A 17,214-nucleotide genomic window follows, 5' to 3' on the forward strand; every position below is an offset into this window, starting at 1 on the left:
AGTAAACCGCTCCGAAACGCGGTAAAATACGCTCCGTTTCCAACACGACGCCTGAATCAGCAGGCTTTTATTATGGATCTTCCCAGTTCGTTTTTACTGAACTTCCCTTCCGGTTTATCCCGAAATACACGATAACCATCCCGCCGAAATGCCCTCCCGCATCCGGCGGGCGGAGCATTTATGAGCATCGAACAAACCCCTCCGAACCTTGAAAACGACGGTATCGAAAGCGACGTAGAGCGCGTTTCCGCCGATTTCGACCGTATCCACGCGCTGTGCGAAATCCTTTCGCCCGCTTTCCCGCAGATTGAGGAAGGCGTGCCGATTGAGGACGAGGCGTTGCGCGACAAATTTACCGAGCTGACCGTCCTTTTGAACGAGCTGCACCCCGCCGATGTGGCGGCGGTGTTGGAATCGTTGCCGCCGCGCGAGCGTAATATCGTCTGGCTGCTGGTCACGCCTGAAGACGACGGCGAAGTGTTGCTGGAAGTGTCCGACGCGGTGCGCGAAACGCTGATCGAGTCGATGGACAAAGACGAGCTGTTGGCGGCGGTCGATGACTTGGATGCGGACGAGCTGGCGGAGCTGGCGGGCGATTTGCCGCACCAAGTGGTCTATGAAGCCTTGCAGACGCGCGACGAGGAAGAGCGCGCCCAAGTCAAGGCGGCGATGTCGTATGAAGACAACCAAGTCGGCGCGATTATGGACTTCGAGTTGGTCAGCATCCGCGCCGACGTTGCCTGCGAAGTGGTGCTGCGTTACCTGCGCCGTTTCGAGAGCCTGCCCGACCATACCGACAAGATTTTCGTGGTCGATGAAAATGACATCCTGCAAGGCGTGCTGCCCATCCGCAAACTTTTGGTCGCCGATCCCGAAGACTTGGTGGCGGACGTGATGGCGACCGAAGTCGTGCGCTTCCGTCCCGAAGACGATGTGGAAGAAGCGGCGCAGGCGTTCGAACGTTATGACTTGGTCACCGCACCCGTGGTCGATGAAAACAAAAAGCTCATCGGCAGGATTACCATCGACGAGATGGTGGACGTTATCCGCGAAGAATCTGAGGCAGACATGTTGAACATGGCGGGTTTGCAGGAAGAGGAAGATTTGTTTGCGCCCGTGTGGGATTCGGTAAAAAACCGCTGGATGTGGCTTGCTGTCAACCTCTGCACCGCCTTTCTCGCCAGCCGCGTTATCGGCGCGTTTGAAGGCAGTATCGAAAAAATCGTCGCACTCGCCGCGCTGATGCCCATCGTCGCCGGTATCGGCGGCAACTCCGGCAACCAAACCATCACCATGATTGTCCGCGCGATGGCGATGGGGCAGTTGACTGGGATGCAGGCGGGACGGTTGTTGAAAAAAGAAGTCGGCGTCGCCTTGGTCAACGGCATCATCTGGGGAACAGTCATGGGCGTGGTGTCATGGCTGCTGTACGGCAGCATCGGCATCGGCTTGGTCATGGTCGCCGCGATGACGCTGAACCTCTTACTCGCCGCCTCGGTCGGCGTACTCATCCCCGTCATCATGGAAAAATACGGTCGTGACCCTGCCTTGGGCAGCTCGGTGCTGATTACGGCGGTAACAGATTCCGGCGGTTTTCTGATTTTCTTGGGGCTGGCAACGATATTCTTACTGTAAGACCGTCTGAAAAACGGATTGAAAAGATTAAAGGTCGTCTGAAACCATAGGGTTATGGGTTTCAGACGACCTTTTTGATTTTTATGGGGGAGTAAAGTGAATCTGGGATAGGTAAACAACTTTTTCATGAAATACAAAAATTTTCCTTGATGGGCAAATCCAACGCGGCGGCGGGTAGGGCGTTGCGATGCCTGTTGCGGATTGTAGTGTGGGCTTTGCCCACGGAGTTGATTACTTGGTTTTCGAGTCAGGTGATAACATGGCGTCGCTTTTTCGTGTGCGAAGCCCACGCTACGGCTGGGAACGAGGTCGTCTGAAATCATAGAGTTACGATTTTCAGACGACCTTTTTATATTTAAAACTACATACGACTACATTTTTTAATTAGATTGTTTTTATTGGTAAATCATGATGTTATTTAAATTCTGGTCGTCTGAAAAGGGCGTGGATACAAAATTGGGTGGTTTGAGCGGTTTGGATGCTGTTTTTTGCAGTTAAGCAAAAATTCCTGAAAAATGAATTAATTATATTTGATTTTAAGAAGTATTGTTTAAAATCGTTCTGATTGGTTAGAGGTGGTACAGGCTTTGTCCGGTAAGGATTTTGGGTATTTTAAAGTGGGGGTTTTGGGTTTTGTTTCTGAAGTATTGTTCATTAATGATTGAATTTTTTAAAAATATTTTAGAAAAAGTGTTTGACAGCCTGAAAATTATTTTTTAAATTTGTCCATACTTATAAAAACTACATTGAACTACAAAGGAACCCTATCATGAATCTGTACCAAACTTCTCCGTCTTGTTATAGATCGTCTTCTATCTCTGCCGCATCCGTCGTCGTCTGCTTTTGGGCAGCCGCGGCGGTCTGACGGCTCTTTGCCCGAATCGGGGTTTCCGCATTTCTGCGGACGGTTTGGGTTTTGAAAATTCTGTCTTTCCAGCTTTATTTCTTTTCTGAATATTAAAAATATTAAAAAATTCCGTATACCTCCGCTTCAGCCGAATTGTTTGTATTGAATTTGTTAATTGATTGTTTTTATTGATTTTGATTTTTCAGAGAACCCGATGGGTTTGGTTTTGAAAGGTCGTCTGAAAACGGTTTTGAAACCATTGTTTCTTTTTGAACGGTTCGTTTCAGGTTTCGCGGAAACTGGGCCGCTGAGTCGATACTGAAAAAAATCTAATCTACAAAGGAGAAATATCATGAGCCAACTTTCTGCCGGCACCCGTTTCCGCCAAGCTGTGAAGGAGTCGAATCCCCTTGCCGTGGTCGGCTGTGTGAACGCTTATTTTGCGCGGCTGGCGACGCAGAGCGGGTTTAAGGCGGTGTATCTGTCGGGCGGCGGCGTGGCGGCCTGTTCGTGCGGGATTCCGGATTTGGGCATCACCACGATGGAAGATGTGCTGATTGATGCGCGGCGGATTACGGACAATGTGGATACGCCTTTGCTGGTAGACATTGATGTCGGTTGGGGCGGGGCGTTCAATATCGCGCGCACGATTCGCAACTTCGAGCGTGCGGGCGTGGCGGCGGTGCATATCGAAGATCAGGTGGCGCAGAAGCGTTGCGGCCATCGTCCGAACAAAGCCATTGTTTCTAAAGATGAAATGGTTGACCGCATTAAAGCCGCCGTGGATGTGCGCGTGGATGAGAATTTTGTGATTATGGCGCGGACGGACGCGCTGGCGGTGGAAGGTTTGGATGCCGCCATCGAGCGGGCGCAGGCTTGCGTGGAAGCGGGCGCGGACATGATTTTCCCCGAGGCGATGACGGATTTGGCGATGTACCGGCAATTTGCGGACGCGGTGAAAGTGCCCGTGTTGGCGAACATTACCGAATTCGGCGCGACGCCGCTTTATACGCAGCGCGAGCTGGCGGACAACGGCGTGTCGTTGGTGCTGTATCCGCTCTCGTCGTTCCGCGCCGCGAGCAAGGCCGCGCTGAATGTTTATGAGGCGATTATGCGCGACGGCACGCAAGCGGCGGTGGTCGATACCATGCAGACCCGCGCCGAGCTTTACGAGCATTTGAATTATCACGACTTCGAGCAGAAGCTGGATAAATTGTTTCAGAAGTAAAAACCGTTTTCAGACGACCTCCAACCTTGAATAGGTCGTCTGAAAACCCAAAACCCATAAAAACACAAAGGAGAAATACCATGACTGCAACCCCCGAAACCCCGACCTTCAAACCGAAAAAATCCGTCGCCCTCTCCGGCGTGGCGGCGGGCAATACCGCGCTGTGTACCGTCGGCCGTACCGGCAACGATTTGAGCTACCGCGGTTACGACATTCTCGATCTGGCGCAGAAATGCGAGTTTGAAGAAGTCGCCTACCTGCTGATTCACGGTCATCTGCCCAACAAATCCGAACTCGCCGCCTACAAAACCAAGCTCAAATCCATGCGCGGCCTGCCTATCCGCGTGATTAAGGTTTTGGAAAGCCTGCCCGCGCACACGCATCCGATGGACGTGATGCGTACCGGCGTGTCCATGCTCGGCTGCGTTCATCCCGAACGCGAAAGCCACCCCGACAGCGAAGCACGCGACATCGCGGACAAACTCATCGCCAGCCTCGGCAGCATCCTGCTCTACTGGTATCAATATTCGCACAACGGCAAACGCATCGACGTCGAAAGCAAGGAAGACACCATCGGCGGCCACTTCCTGCACCTGTTGCACGGCAAACGCCCGACCGAATCGCAGGTTAAAGCCATGCACGTTTCGCTGATTCTGTATGCCGAACACGAGTTCAACGCCTCCACCTTTACTGCCCGCGTGATTGCCGGTACAGGCTCGGACATGTATTCCTGCATCACCGGCGCCATCGGCGCGCTCAAAGGTCCGAAACACGGCGGCGCGAACGAAGTTGCCTACGACATCCAAAAACGCTACCGCAACGCCGACGAAGCCGAAGCCGACATCCGCGAACGCATTACCCGCAAAGAAATCGTTATCGGGTTCGGCCATCCGGTTTACACCATTTCCGACCCGCGCAACGTCGTGATTAAAGAAGTGGCGCGCGGTTTGAGCCGAGAAGCGGGTGATATGCGCCTGTTCGACATCGCCGAACGCTTGGAGAGCGTGATGTGGGAAGAGAAAAAAATGTTCCCGAACTTGGACTGGTTCTCCGCCGTGTCCTACCAAAAACTCGGCGTACCGACCGCCATGTTCACGCCGCTGTTTGTAATTTCGCGCTCCACCGGCTGGGCGGCACACGTCCTCGAACAGCGCAAAGACGGCAAAATCATCCGTCCGAGTGCGAACTACACCGGCCCTGAAGATTTGGCGTTTGTGGAGATTGAAGAACGCTGAGACAGACCACAACCGTAGGAGACGCCAATCGGATTTCAGACGACGTGTAGCGTGGGCTTTGCCCGCGGCAAACTGAATCCCGCCTATGGTTAAGCTTTTCAGACGGCCTGTTGAAAGATGCGAGAGAGAAGGTCGTCTGAAAAACCAGCCGCAACGTCTGCCGTCATTCCCGCCCCCGCCTAAGCGAGGACAGGCCGCGGCGGGAATGGCGGAGGCAGCGCGGCAACTTTTTTCACGGCTTCGCCAAAACTGCGAGCCGAACGGATTTCAGACGACGTGCAATATCGTTGTTACCCATTAAAACCGAATATTAAAGTTTCAGACGACCCCTTCAAAAACGTCGTCTGAAACCCCAAACCACAAGAAAAATAGATCCACAGGAGAACTGAACATGGCTGCCAACCAACGTTACCGCAAACCGCTGCCCGGTACGGATTTGGAATACTACGACGCGCGTGCGGCGTGTGAGGACATTCAAGCCGGCTCTTACGACAAGCTGCCTTACACGAGCCGCATTTTGGCGGAGAACTTGGTCAACCGCGCGGACAAAGTCGATTTGCCGACGCTGCAAAGCTGGCTGGGCCAGTTGATAGAAGGGAAGCAGGAAATCGATTTTCCGTGGTATCCCGCGCGGGTGGTGTGCCACGATATTCTGGGGCAGACCGCGCTGGTGGATTTGGCGGGCTTGCGCGATGCGATTGCAGAGAAGGGCGGCGATCCTGCCAAAGTGAATCCGGTGGTGCAGACGCAGCTTATCGTCGACCACTCGCTGGCGGTGGAATGCGGCGGCTACGACCCCGATGCGTTCCGCAAAAACCGTGAAATCGAAGACCGGCGCAACGAAGACCGTTTCCACTTTATCAACTGGACGAAAACCGCTTTTGAAAATGTGGACGTGATTCCGGCGGGCAACGGCATCATGCACCAAATCAATCTGGAAAAAATGTCGCCCGTCGTCCAAGTCAAAAACGGCGTGGCGTTCCCCGACACCTGCGTCGGCACGGATTCGCACACGCCGCACGTCGATGCGCTGGGCGTGATTTCCGTAGGCGTGGGCGGTTTGGAAGCGGAAACGGTGATGCTGGGGCGCGCGTCCATGATGCGCCTGCCCGATATTGTCGGCGTGGAGCTGACGGGCAAACGGCAGGCGGGCATTACGGCGACAGATATTGTGTTGGCGCTGACCGAGTTTCTGCGCAAAGAACGCGTGGTCGGGGCGTTTGTCGAATTTTTCGGCGAGGGCGCAAGAAGCCTGTCCATCGGCGACCGCGCGACCATTTCCAACATGACGCCGGAGTTCGGCGCGACTGCCGCCATGTTCGCCATCGACGAGCAAACCATTGATTATTTGAAACTGACCGGACGCGACGACGCGCAGGTGAAATTGGTGGAAACCTACGCCAAAACCGCGGGGCTGTGGGCGGACGACCTGAAAACCGCCGTTTATCCGCGCGTGTTGAAGTTTGATTTGAGCAGCGTAACGCGCAACATGGCAGGCCCGAGCAACCCGCACGCGCGTTTTGCCACCGTCGATTTGGCAGCGAAAGGGCTGGCGAAGCCCTACGAAGAGCCTTCAGACGGCCTCATGCCCGACGGCGCGGTCATCATCGCCGCGATTACCAGTTGCACCAACACTTCCAACCCGCGCAACGTCGTTGCCGCCGCACTCTTGGCGCGCAATGCCAACCGCTTCGGGCTGAAACGCAAACCGTGGGTTAAAACCTCGTTCGCCCCCGGCTCGAAAGTGGCGGAAATCTATTTGAAAGAAGCGGGGCTGTTGCCCGAAATGGAAAAACTCGGCTTCGGCATCGTCGCCTTCGCCTGCACTACCTGCAACGGCATGAGCGGCGCGCTCGACCCGAAAATCCAGCAGGAAATCATAGACCGCGATTTGTACGCCACTGCCGTACTGTCGGGCAACCGCAACTTCGACGGCCGCATTCACCCGTATGCGAAACAGGCTTTCCTCGCTTCGCCCCCGCTGGTGGTGGCATACGCCATCGCGGGCAGCATCCGTTTCGATATTGAAAACGACGTACTCGGCGTTTCAGACGACGGCAAGGAAATCCGCCTGAAAGACATCTGGCCGACCGACGAAGAAATCGATGCCGTCGTTGCCGAATATGTGAAACCGCAGCAGTTCCGCGACGTGTATGTGCCGATGTTCGACACCGGCAAAGCGCAAAAAGCCCCGAGTCCGCTGTACGACTGGCGCCCGATGTCCACCTACATCCGCCGTCCGCCCTATTGGGAAGGCGCGCTGGCGGGCGAACGCAGCCTGACGGGAATGCGACCCTTGGCGATTCTGCCCGACAACATCACCACCGACCACATTTCGCCTTCGAACGCGATTCTGGCAGCGAGTGCGGCAGGCGAATACTTGGCGAAAATGGGTTTGCCCGAAGAAGACTTCAATTCCTACGCCACCCACCGCGGCGACCACCTCACCGCCCAACGCGCCACCTTCGCCAATCCCAAATTATTTAACGAAATGGTGAAAAACGAAGACGGCAGCGTACGCCAAGGCTCGCTCGCCCGCGTCGAACCCGAAGGCGAAACCATGCGCATGTGGGAGGCCATCGAAACCTATATGAACCGCAAACAGCCGCTCATCATCATCGCCGGCGCGGACTACGGACAAGGCTCCAGCCGCGACTGGGCGGCGAAGGGCGTGCGGCTGGCGGGCGTGGAAGCCATCGCCGCCGAAGGTTTCGAGCGCATCCACCGCACCAACCTCATCGGCATGGGTGTCTTGCCGCTGCAATTCAAAGCCGGCACCAACCGCCACACCCTGCAACTGGACGGCACGGAAACCTACGACGTGGTCGGCGAACGCACGCCGCGCTGCGACCTGACCCTCGTGATTCACCGTAAAAACGGCGAAACCGTCGAAGTCCCCGTTACCTGCCGCCTCGATACCGCAGAGGAAGTGCTGGTGTACGAAGCCGGAGGCGTGCTGCAACGGTTTGCACAGGACTTTTTGGAAGGGAACGCGGCTTAGAGGTCGTCTGAAAACCCAAATCAGAAACAAGGAGAAACAGAATGCCACAAATCAAAATCCCCGCCGTTTACTACCGCGGCGGTACATCCAAAGGCGTGTTTTTCAAACGTTCCGACCTGCCCGATGCGGCGCGGGAAGCGGGCAGCGCGCGCGACAAAATCCTGTTGCGCGTACTCGGCAGCCCCGACCCCTACGGCAAGCAGATAGACGGTTTGGGTAACGCCAGCTCGTCGACCAGCAAGGCGGTGATTTTGGATAAGTCCGAACGTGCCGACCACGACGTCGATTACCTTTTCGGGCAAGTTTCCATCGACAAGCCTTTCGTCGATTGGAGCGGCAACTGCGGCAACCTCACCGCCGCCGTGGGCGCGTTTGCCATCGAGCAAGGCTTGGTCGATAAAGCCAAAATCCCTTCAGACGGCATCTGCACGGTGAAAATCTGGCAGAAAAACATCGGCAAAACCATCATCGCCCACGTTCCGATGCAAAACGGCGCAGTCTTGGAAACAGGAGATTTTGAGCTGGACGGCGTTACCTTTCCCGCCGCCGAAGTGCAAATCGAATTTCTCGACCCCGCCGACGGCGAAGGCAGTATGTTTCCGACCGGCAACTTGGTGGACGAGCTGGACGTTCCGGACATAGGTCGTCTGAAAGCCACGCTCATCAACGCGGGCATTCCGACCGTTTTCCTGAACGCCGCCGACTTGGGCTACACGGGCAAAGAGTTGCAGGACGACATCAACAACGATGCCGCCGCGCTGGAAAAATTCGAGAAAATCCGCGCTTACGGTGCGCTGAAAATGGGCCTGATTAACGACGTGTCCGAAGCCTCCGCCCGCGCGCACACGCCGAAAGTCGCCTTCGTCGCCCCCGCCGCCGATTACACCGCCTCCAGCGGCAAAACCGTGAACGCCGCCGACATCGATCTGCTGGTACGCGCCCTGAGCATGGGCAAACTGCACCACGCCATGATGGGCACCGCCTCGGTCGCCATCGCCGCCGCCGCCGCCGTCCCCGGCACTCTGGTCAACCTCGCGGCAGGCGGCGGAACGCGCAACGAAGTGCGCTTCGGCCATCCTTCCGGCACATTGCGCGTCGGCGCGGCGGCAGAATGTTCGGACGGCATCTGGGCGGTGAAAAAAGCCGTCATGAGCCGCAGCGCGCGCGTGATTATGGAAGGGCGGGTCAGGGTGCCTGAGGATTGTTTTTAAATCGACGTAGCGTGGGTTTGCCTGCAAAACCCAAAGAGGTCGTCTGAAAACACCCCGCCCAACGCCCATCCTCTTTCAGACGACCCTACACCAAAAAAACAACCACAAACTACAAGGAGAAATATCATGTCCGACCAACTCATCCTCGTCCTGAACTGCGGCAGTTCCTCGCTCAAAGGTGCCGTTATCGACCGCAAAAGCGGCAGCGTCGTCCTAAGCTGCCTCGGCGAACGTTTGGGTACGCCCGAAGCCGTCATCACCTTCAACAAAGACGGCAACAAACGCCAAGTTCCCCTGACCGGCCGCAACTGCCACGCCGGCGCGGTGGGTATGCTCTTGAACGAACTGGAAAAACACGGCCTGCACGACCGCATCAAAGCCATCGGCCACCGCATCGCCCACGGCGGCGAAAAATATCACGAGTCCGTCCTCATCGACCAAGACGTCCTCGACGAACTGAAAGCCTGCATCCCGCTCGCCCCGCTGCACAACCCCGCCAACATCAGCGGCATCCTCGCCGCGCAGGAACACTTCCCCGGCCTGCCCAACGTCGGCGTGATGGACACCTCGTTCCACCAAACCATGCCCGAACGCGCCTACACCTACGCCGTGCCGCGCGAATTGCGTAAAAAATACGCCTTCCGCCGCTACGGTTTCCACGGCACCAGCATGCGCTACGTCGCCCCCGAAGCCGCGCGGATTTTGGGCAAACCGCTGGAAGATTTGCGCATGATCGTCGCCCACCTCGGCAACGGCGCGTCCATCACCGCCATCCGAAACGGCAAATCCGTCGATACCAGCATGGGCTTCACCCCCATCGAAGGCCTCGTCATGGGTACACGCTGCGGCGACATCGACCCCGGCGTGTACAGCTACCTGACCGCCCACGCCGGCATGAACATCGAGCAAGTCGATGAAATGCTGAACAAAAAATCAGGATTGCTCGGCATCTCCGAACTCTCCAACGACTGCCGCACCCTCGAAATCGCCGCCGACGAAGGTCACGAAGGCGCACGCCTCGCCCTCGAAGTCATGACCTACCGCCTCGCCAAATACATCGCCTCGATGTCGGTTGCCTGCGGCGGCATAGACGCCCTCGTCTTCACCGGCGGCATCGGCGAAAACTCCCGCAACATCCGCGCCAAAACCGTTTCCTACCTCGACTATTTGGGTTTGCACATCGACACCAAAGCCAATATGGAAAAACGCTACGGCAACTCAGGCATCATCAGCCCGACAGGCTCCAACCCCGCCGTCTTGGTCGTGCCGACCAACGAAGAACTGATGATCGCACTCGACACCGCAGCACTGACAGGCTTTTTGCAAGAAGCAGGCTAGAGGTTAGGGCAGAGCGTTTTTGAAAGAGAAAAGAGGTCGTCTGAAAGATGGGGTTCAGACGACCTCTTCTTTTGTGGGAATGACGACGGAGGATTGTTTAGTGTGGTTTGATTGTGAACGAGGTCGTCTGAAATTCATAAATCCCAATTTTCAGACGACCTTTTGCCGTATCAGCAATCCTGTTCATTTCCCGTCTGGCGGGGGAAGGTTAGGATGGGGGTGGCTTTGTGTTTCTGAGAAAAATCAAATTCGAGCAGCCTGTAGAGCCACCCTCTCCCCAACCCTCTCCCGCCGGACGGGAGAGGGGGGCAGGTTGCAGCAGATGGTAAGGTGATATGGGGAAGAATGGCGGTAGGTAAGGTGTTTACTGTTTAGAACCGATTAAAAAGGTCGTCTGAAAACAAGATTTTGGTTTCAGACGACCTCTTGCCATATCAGCAACCTTGTCCCTTCCCCCGTCCGGCGGGGGAAGGCTAGGATGGGGGTGGTTTTACAGGTTTAGGTAAATAAAACTCGTGAGGTCCATAGAGCCACCCTCTCCCCAACCCTCTCCCGCCGGACGGGAGAGGGGGTAGGTCGCAGGGGAGGAGAAAGGAGTGGATGGAGATTGCGGCGGGTAGGGTGTTTGCTGTTATTTGAATCCATTAAAAGAGGTCGTCTGAAATCCATAAATTCTTATTTTCAGACGACCTCGTTCATTCGGCAAAAGCGTTTTAAAACTGTTTCTTCACGCCCAGCATGATTTCGTTTTGGCGGTAGCGGTAGAACACGGAATTGCTTTTGACGGTGGTGTGTTTGAAGCGCAGTTCGGGGTAGAAGCCGCCGATGTGCCATTGTCTGAAGCCTGCGGCGGCGAGCCAGACGGTTTGGCGGTCGCTGCGTCTTTGTCCGTCTGCGGCGATGCCTGCGCGGTCGTAGAGGTTGCGCCGTTTCATGACGAGGGCGTTGAGGTAGGTGCCGTTGTCAAACAGGGTGTATAAGCCTGTGCGGAGGGTGTATTCGCGGTGGTCGGATGTGCCGCCGTTGTAGGTGCGGCGGGTGTAGTCCGATCCTGCGAACAAGCCGGTTTTTGGGGTTAGGGCGTATTCTGCACCCAAGCCTGTGCGGTATTCGGTGTAGTCGGCGGCGTAGGTTTTGGCGGTGCCGCTGTGGCGGTAGCGTTTGCCCGACCAGTCGGCGTTGACCTGCCATTTGGGGTTGAAGGTATGCGTCCACGAGGCTTCGGCGCCGTAGGCGTTGTGGTAGGTGTGGCGGTTGCGCCGTTCGTGTTCGTAAACGGGCATCAGTGAGAGGCGGCTTTGTGCGTCGGCGTATTCGTAGCCGGCAGACAGTGTGCCGGTTTGGCTGCCGTAGTCGGACAGGGCGGCGTCTGTGTCTTTGCGGCGGTAGTGTGTGCCGTAGGCGAGAAGGTTGGTTTTGAGGCTGTGGTGTCCTTTGACGGGGGTGATTTTGCCTGCGCTTATGCTGTAATTCCATGCGGGGGAGCTGATGGGGGCGGGCAGGTTTTGGTAGGCGAGGCATTGACCGCCAAGCGGCAGGATGCAGCGGACGGAGCCGTCGGATTGGTTGATGTTGCTGTTGTAGCCGTAAGCGATGCCGATTTGTCCGTGCCAGCGGCTGCGTTTGTCGATTTCGCCGAGATATTGTCCGATCAGGGCGCGGGTTTCTTCGGGAATGTCGGCGGCTTGGGCGCGGGCGAATGCGCTTTGGGCTTCGCGGTTTTGGTTGTCTTCGGTATAAAGGCGCGCGGTTTCGAGCAGGATGCGCGGGTTGTCGGGGTTGAGTGTTTCTGCCGTTTGCAGGTTTCGTAAGGCTTCGGCGAGGCGTCCTTCGGCGCGTTGTTTCAAACCGAGCACCAATTTGGGCAGGGCGGGATTGTGGTCGGGCAGGGCGGCGTAGCGTGTGGCGAAACGCTCTGCCTTTTTCCATTGACGTTCGTTGATGGCATGGTAAATCGCGCTTTCCAGCTCTTCGGTATTGTTGCCGACGGTGTAAATTTGACCACCGATGCGGATGTATGCGTCGTCGTTTTCGATATCGCCTGCAGGTGTGCCGCCGTCCAGCCAGCCGCTTTCCCGATATTGCTGCTGCACGCGCCCGTTTTCTTCAGACAGGCGGCGTAGGTCGTCGCTGTCTGCGTGGGCGGACAGGGGCAGCAGGGCAAGCAGGAGGAGGCAGAATTTGTTCATTCGTATTCTTTCGGGCTGGGTGTGTGGTAAGCAATTTTCAGACGAGGTGGATTATGGTGAGGCGGAATAGGTCGTCTGAAAAGATGCAATGTTCAATATTGCTTTGTTTTTAATCTGTTTCCGTTTTCAGACGACCCTTTTAGATAGAGACGAGCACAAAAGGTCGTCTGAAAACGGAAACTGCGGAAATTCGTCCGCAACTTGCCATAAAATGGGGAAAGCACGGCAATCCGCGCCTTCCCCGTTATGGTCCCATCGTCGGTTTATTGTTTTATACCGCCGAAGGAGATGTCATCGGCGCGGCTTTCCGTACCACGGGTCGCAGTACCCACCAATGCGGCGGCATTTTGACCGTAGAACTGACCTTTGATGCCTTCGTGGTTGCGGGCGGCGTCAGAGGCGAAAGTACCGTTGCGGTTGTCGATTTTCACGCCGGCAAAGTCCAGAGTGTCGGTATGGCGCGCCAGTTTGCCGGTCATGCTGCCGCTGTCGCCTGAACCGAAATAGGCTTTGACGGTACCGGTATAGATATCGCGTTCGCCGGCTTTATGACCGTTGACACCGACTACGTTGTAAGTCGCAGTTGCCAAGCCTTTGGTGCTGCCAGTCGGGTTTTTGCCATAGAACCAAGCAGGATGCGCGTTGCCTTTGACATGCGCAGTAGCGGCGGCTTCTGAAGCAGGCGCCCATTCGCCGAAGAACACATTGCCCGAAGCAGTCGGAATTTTGCCGACGGTCAGCAAGCCTTTTCCTTTGCCGTCTTCAGTATTCAGGCTGAACAGCTCGATCTGATTGATGCGGCGTTCGCGGATGACGCGCTCGCCCTTGCCTTCGATTCTGTCGATAACAAACAGGATTTCTTTGTTTTTCAGGTTGTCGGCATCAGCAACGCGGACGGAATTTTTGACTGTGTATTGAGGTTTTGTCACTGCGTTATTTGGATTGTAGGCAGGAGGTGCGTCGGCTGTGGTCATGACGCCGACAGGTGTTGTCGAAGTACGTTTGCCATAAATTGGCTCAGAGTAAGGGAAGTTACCATTGTTGACGACGGGTTTAGACGGAGGAGGCGCAATCGGTTTGCCGATAGGGCGGGCAGGAGGTTGGGAAGCTGTGCTCATCACACCACTGTCCGGTATCGAAACATTGCCGCCGATTGGCATGGAGTAAGGGAAATTCTGGTTAGCCAATGGCGCACGTTGTGGGGGAGGCGCAGTCGGTTTGACCGGACGTGCAGGAGGCAGGGTCGCACCCGCCAGCGTCATTACGTCGTCGTGTGCTTTCAAATAAGGTTTGCCGTCGCGGGCTGCGTTAGGATTAATCGGCATGGAATAGGGGAAATTGTGGTTGTCCAAAGTGCTGCGTGCGGGAGCAGAGGTGGGGCGGGAAGCGTCATATGCAAACGCAGAATGCGCTGTGATAACCGCCGTTGCTGCAAAACAGGTTTTTAGAATAGAGGAAGTTATTTTTTTCATAGCAATACTCTTGTCGATAATTAATTAGGATATTGTCTGTATGCATGCAACAATAAACTGCTTGATGAAACAAGCTGATACATACAGGGGAGGCGAGGATAGCATGGCAAAAAGGAAATGTAAAAAATTACTGTGGGATTATGAATATAAACTGATATTACTCAACTAGATTAAATTTAATAAGGCGATTTGCCCATGACTTGATGAATGCCGAAGGATTAAAATAGAAAATGCCCACCTCCTGACATTTGTCACATCTGTTATATAGTGGATTAAATTTAAATCAGGACAAGGCGACGAAGCCGTAGACAGTACAAATAGTACGACAAGGCGAGGCAACGCCGTACTGGTTTAAATTTAATCCACTATAAAAAAGGTCGTCTGAAACCCGTGTAATAGGTTTCAGACGACCTTTTGACTGTCAGGTGTTGCCCACCTGCTTTTAAAATTACGCTTCTTTATTTTCGGTTGCTTTCTGACGCAGGCGCAAGCTCAATTCGCGCAACTGTTTGTCGTCCACCGCATTAGGTGCGTTGGTCAGCAGACATTGGGCGCGTTGGGTTTTCGGGAAGGCAATAACGTCGCGGATGGATTCGGCGCCGGTCATCAGCGTTACCAGACGGTCGAGGCCGAATGCCAAACCGCCGTGAGGAGGCGCGCCAAATTTCAGGTTGTCCAAGAGGAAGCCGAATTTTTCTTGTTGCTCTTCGGGGCTGATTTTCAGAGCGGCGAACACTTTTTCCTGTACGTCGGCACGGTGGATACGGATGGAACCGCCGCCTATTTCCCAGCCGTTCAACACCATATCATAGGCGCGTGCCAGGCAGTTTGCCGGGTCAGAAACCATCAGGTCTTCGTGACCTTCTTTAGGCGCAGTAAACGGATGGTGTACGGCAACGTAGCGGTCGGCGTCTTCGTCGTATTCAAACATCGGGAAATCGACAACCCACAAAGGTTTCCATTCGTCCACGAAGTAGCCGTTTTCTGCGCCGTGTTCCAAACCGACTTTGATACGCAGCGCGCCGATGGCTTCGTTCACGACTTTGGCTTTGTCTGCGCCGAAGAAGATGATGTCGCCGTTTTGTGCGCCGGTACGTTCAATGATTTCTTTCAGGGCGTTTTCAGACAGGAATTTCACGATTGGAGATTGCAGACCGCTGTCTTCGCCGTTGGAAAGGTTGCTGACATCGTTCACTTTGATGTATGCCAAACCTTTCGCGCCGTAGATGCCGACAAATTTGGTATATTCGTCGATTTCTTTGCGGCTGAATTTCGCGCCGTTCGGTACGCGCAGGGCAACCACGCGGCCGCCTTTCATGTCGGCTGCGCCACGGAAGACTTTGAATTCTTCCGTTTTCATCAGGTCGGTCAGCTCGGTGAATTTCAGGTTGATGCGCATATCGGGCTTGTCGGAGCCGTAGTAGAACATGGCTTCGGCGTAAGGCATACGCGGGAAATCGCCCAAGTCCACGCCCAGCGCGTCTTGGAAGACTTGTTTTGCCATGCCTTCGGTGATGTCCATGATTTCATCCTCGTTCAAGAACGAGGTTTCCAAGTCGATTTGGGTGAATTCGGGCTGGCGGTCGGCGCGCAAGTCTTCGTCGCGGAAGCACTTGGTGATTTGGTAGTAACGGTCGAAACCTGCCACCATCAACAGTTGTTTGAACAATTGCGGCGATTGCGGCAGCGCGAAAAACTCGCCCGGATGAACGCGGCTCGGCACGAGGTAGTCGCGCGCGCCTTCGGGCGTGGAGCGGGTCAGCATCGGGGTTTCGATGTCGATGAAGCCTTGCGCGTCCAGATAACGGCGAACGCCCATAGCGACTTGATAACGCAGGCGCAGGTTGCGCTGCATCACCGGACGGCGCAGGTCGATAACGCGGTTGGTCAGGCGTACGTTTTCGCTGATGTTTTCGTCGTCGATTTGGAACGGCGGCGTCGCAGCGGCGTTCAAGACTTCGATTTCTTTGGCGAGGATTTCGATTTTGCCGGAAATCATTTTGTCGTTGGTTGTGCCTTCGGGACGGTTGCGCACGCGGCCGGTAATGCTCAAAACGTATTCGTTGCGGGCGGAATCGGCAGTGGCAAATGCTTCGGGCGTGTCGGGGTCAATCACGACTTGGACAATGCCTTCGCGGTCGCGCAGGTCGATAAAAATCACACCGCCGTGGTCGCGTCGGCGGTGTACCCAGCCTTTGACGGTTACGGTTTGGTCTAAGTATTGCTCGCTGATCAGGCCGCAATAGTTGGTACGCATAAAATCACCTTTTTATATTGTTCAATTTGAAAAGAAGGAAAAGGTCGTCTGAAAAAGAGACCTTAATTGTTTTGTTCTGTATCGCCGTTTTCAGACGACCTGTGTTCTGCCAAAGCCTTGACCCGAACTTCATCCGGCATCACCATGCCCAACGAAATCACATATTTCAATGCTTCGTCCACGCTCATATCGAGTTCGCGCACGTCGCTTTTTTTCACCATGATGTAATAGCCGCCGGTCGGGTTGGGCGTGGTCGGCACATAGACGGAAAGATAGTCGTCATCGTGCGGCAGGCTGCCTTTGAGTTTGTCGGGAATATGCCCTGATACAAAGGCAATCGTCCAAATATTGGGTTGCGGGAATGGAACCAGCACGGGCGTTCTGAACGAGCGGCTACTGTCGGAGAGCAGGGACTCGGATACTTTTTTGACGCTGGAGTAGATGGACTTGACGACGGGAATCCGTCCCAACAGGCTGTCCCATGCGGCGAGGATTTGACGCCCCAAAACGTTGGCGGCGAACACGCCGGTCAGAAATAAGACGACAATGGCGGCAATAATGCCCAAGCCGGGAATGTTGAATCCCCAGAAATATTGGGGCTGCCATTGCTCGGGCAGCAGACTGATCAGCCGGTCGGCGGCAGATATGATATAGCTGACCGCCCAAATGGTTACGGCTATCGGCAGCCACACCAACATGCCTGTAATCAGATATTTTTTTAATGCCTTGGCAACTTTTCCGCCTTCGGCCGTTTGTTCTGTCATCTTCTGTGTTATTCCGACAAATATCGCCCAAACGTTG

At 55.1% G+C, this 17,214-nt stretch carries 10 protein-coding genes and 1 pseudogene; 7 read left to right on the forward strand and 4 right to left on the reverse strand.

What is annotated here, in order from left to right:
- Nucleotides 1–180 precede the first annotated feature (180 nt).
- The 6 genes from mgtE to ACMYUL_RS07820 all read left to right on the forward strand — a co-directional run bounded on the left by mgtE (nt 181) and on the right by ACMYUL_RS07820 (nt 10,495).
- Nucleotides 181–1,635 (forward strand): magnesium transporter, encoded by a 1,455-nt coding sequence (gene mgtE, locus ACMYUL_RS07795; protein ID WP_415769794.1) that lies wholly within the window; start codon nt 181–183, stop codon nt 1,633–1,635.
- Between the two features lie 1,199 nt (nt 1,636–2,834).
- Nucleotides 2,835–3,710: a methylisocitrate lyase gene (gene prpB / locus ACMYUL_RS07800; protein ID WP_415769796.1), complete on the forward strand. Its 876-nt coding sequence runs from the start codon at nt 2,835–2,837 to the stop codon at nt 3,708–3,710.
- An 80-nt stretch (nt 3,711–3,790) separates the two neighbouring features.
- The gene (gene prpC, locus ACMYUL_RS07805) at nt 3,791–4,945 is read left to right on the forward strand and encodes a 2-methylcitrate synthase (protein WP_415769798.1); all 1,155 of its coding nucleotides are present in this window, start codon (nt 3,791–3,793) and stop codon (nt 4,943–4,945) included.
- 391 nt (nt 4,946–5,336) lie between these two features.
- Nucleotides 5,337–7,946: a Fe/S-dependent 2-methylisocitrate dehydratase AcnD gene (gene acnD, locus ACMYUL_RS07810; RefSeq protein WP_415769800.1), complete on the forward strand. Its 2,610-nt coding sequence runs from the start codon at nt 5,337–5,339 to the stop codon at nt 7,944–7,946.
- A 41-nt stretch (nt 7,947–7,987) separates the two neighbouring features.
- Nucleotides 7,988–9,157, forward strand: coding sequence for a 2-methylaconitate cis-trans isomerase PrpF (gene prpF, locus ACMYUL_RS07815; protein ID WP_415769802.1), 1,170 nt, complete (start codon nt 7,988–7,990; stop codon nt 9,155–9,157).
- Nucleotides 9,158–9,283: 126 nt separating this feature from the next.
- Nucleotides 9,284–10,495: an acetate kinase gene (locus tag ACMYUL_RS07820; RefSeq protein ID WP_415769804.1), complete on the forward strand. Its 1,212-nt coding sequence runs from the start codon at nt 9,284–9,286 to the stop codon at nt 10,493–10,495.
- A gap of 713 nt (nt 10,496–11,208) precedes the next feature.
- On the opposite strand, the gene ACMYUL_RS07825 is transcribed toward ACMYUL_RS07820, so the two are convergent.
- Nucleotides 11,209–12,684, reverse strand: coding sequence for a surface lipoprotein assembly modifier (locus ACMYUL_RS07825; protein ID WP_415769806.1), 1,476 nt, complete (start codon nt 12,682–12,684; stop codon nt 11,209–11,211).
- 263 nt (nt 12,685–12,947) lie between these two features.
- Nucleotides 12,948–14,156, reverse strand: a complete 1,209-nt coding sequence (locus tag ACMYUL_RS07830; RefSeq protein WP_415769808.1) for a hypothetical protein — start codon at nt 14,154–14,156, stop codon at nt 12,948–12,950.
- 245 nt (nt 14,157–14,401) lie between these two features.
- On the opposite strand from ACMYUL_RS07830, the pseudogene ACMYUL_RS07835 reads away from it, so the two are divergent.
- Nucleotides 14,402–14,524: pseudogene (locus ACMYUL_RS07835) on the forward strand (IS5/IS1182 family transposase); the annotation flags it as partial.
- 80 nt (nt 14,525–14,604) lie between these two features.
- On the opposite strand, the gene aspS reads toward ACMYUL_RS07835, so the two are convergent.
- Complete coding sequence (gene aspS / locus ACMYUL_RS07840; RefSeq protein ID WP_311151710.1) at nt 14,605–16,413, reverse strand: aspartate--tRNA ligase; 1,809 nt, start codon at nt 16,411–16,413, stop codon at nt 14,605–14,607.
- Between the two features lie 62 nt (nt 16,414–16,475).
- Nucleotides 16,476–17,177 carry a DUF502 domain-containing protein gene (locus tag ACMYUL_RS07845; protein WP_039407693.1) on the reverse strand — a complete coding sequence of 234 codons (702 nt, stop codon included), beginning with the start codon at nt 17,175–17,177 and terminating at the stop codon, nt 16,476–16,478.
- Nucleotides 17,178–17,214: the final 37 nt, after the last annotated feature.

This window comes from Neisseria sp. CP9 (genome assembly GCF_047758525.1).
Taxonomy (GTDB): domain Bacteria; phylum Pseudomonadota; class Gammaproteobacteria; order Burkholderiales; family Neisseriaceae; genus Neisseria.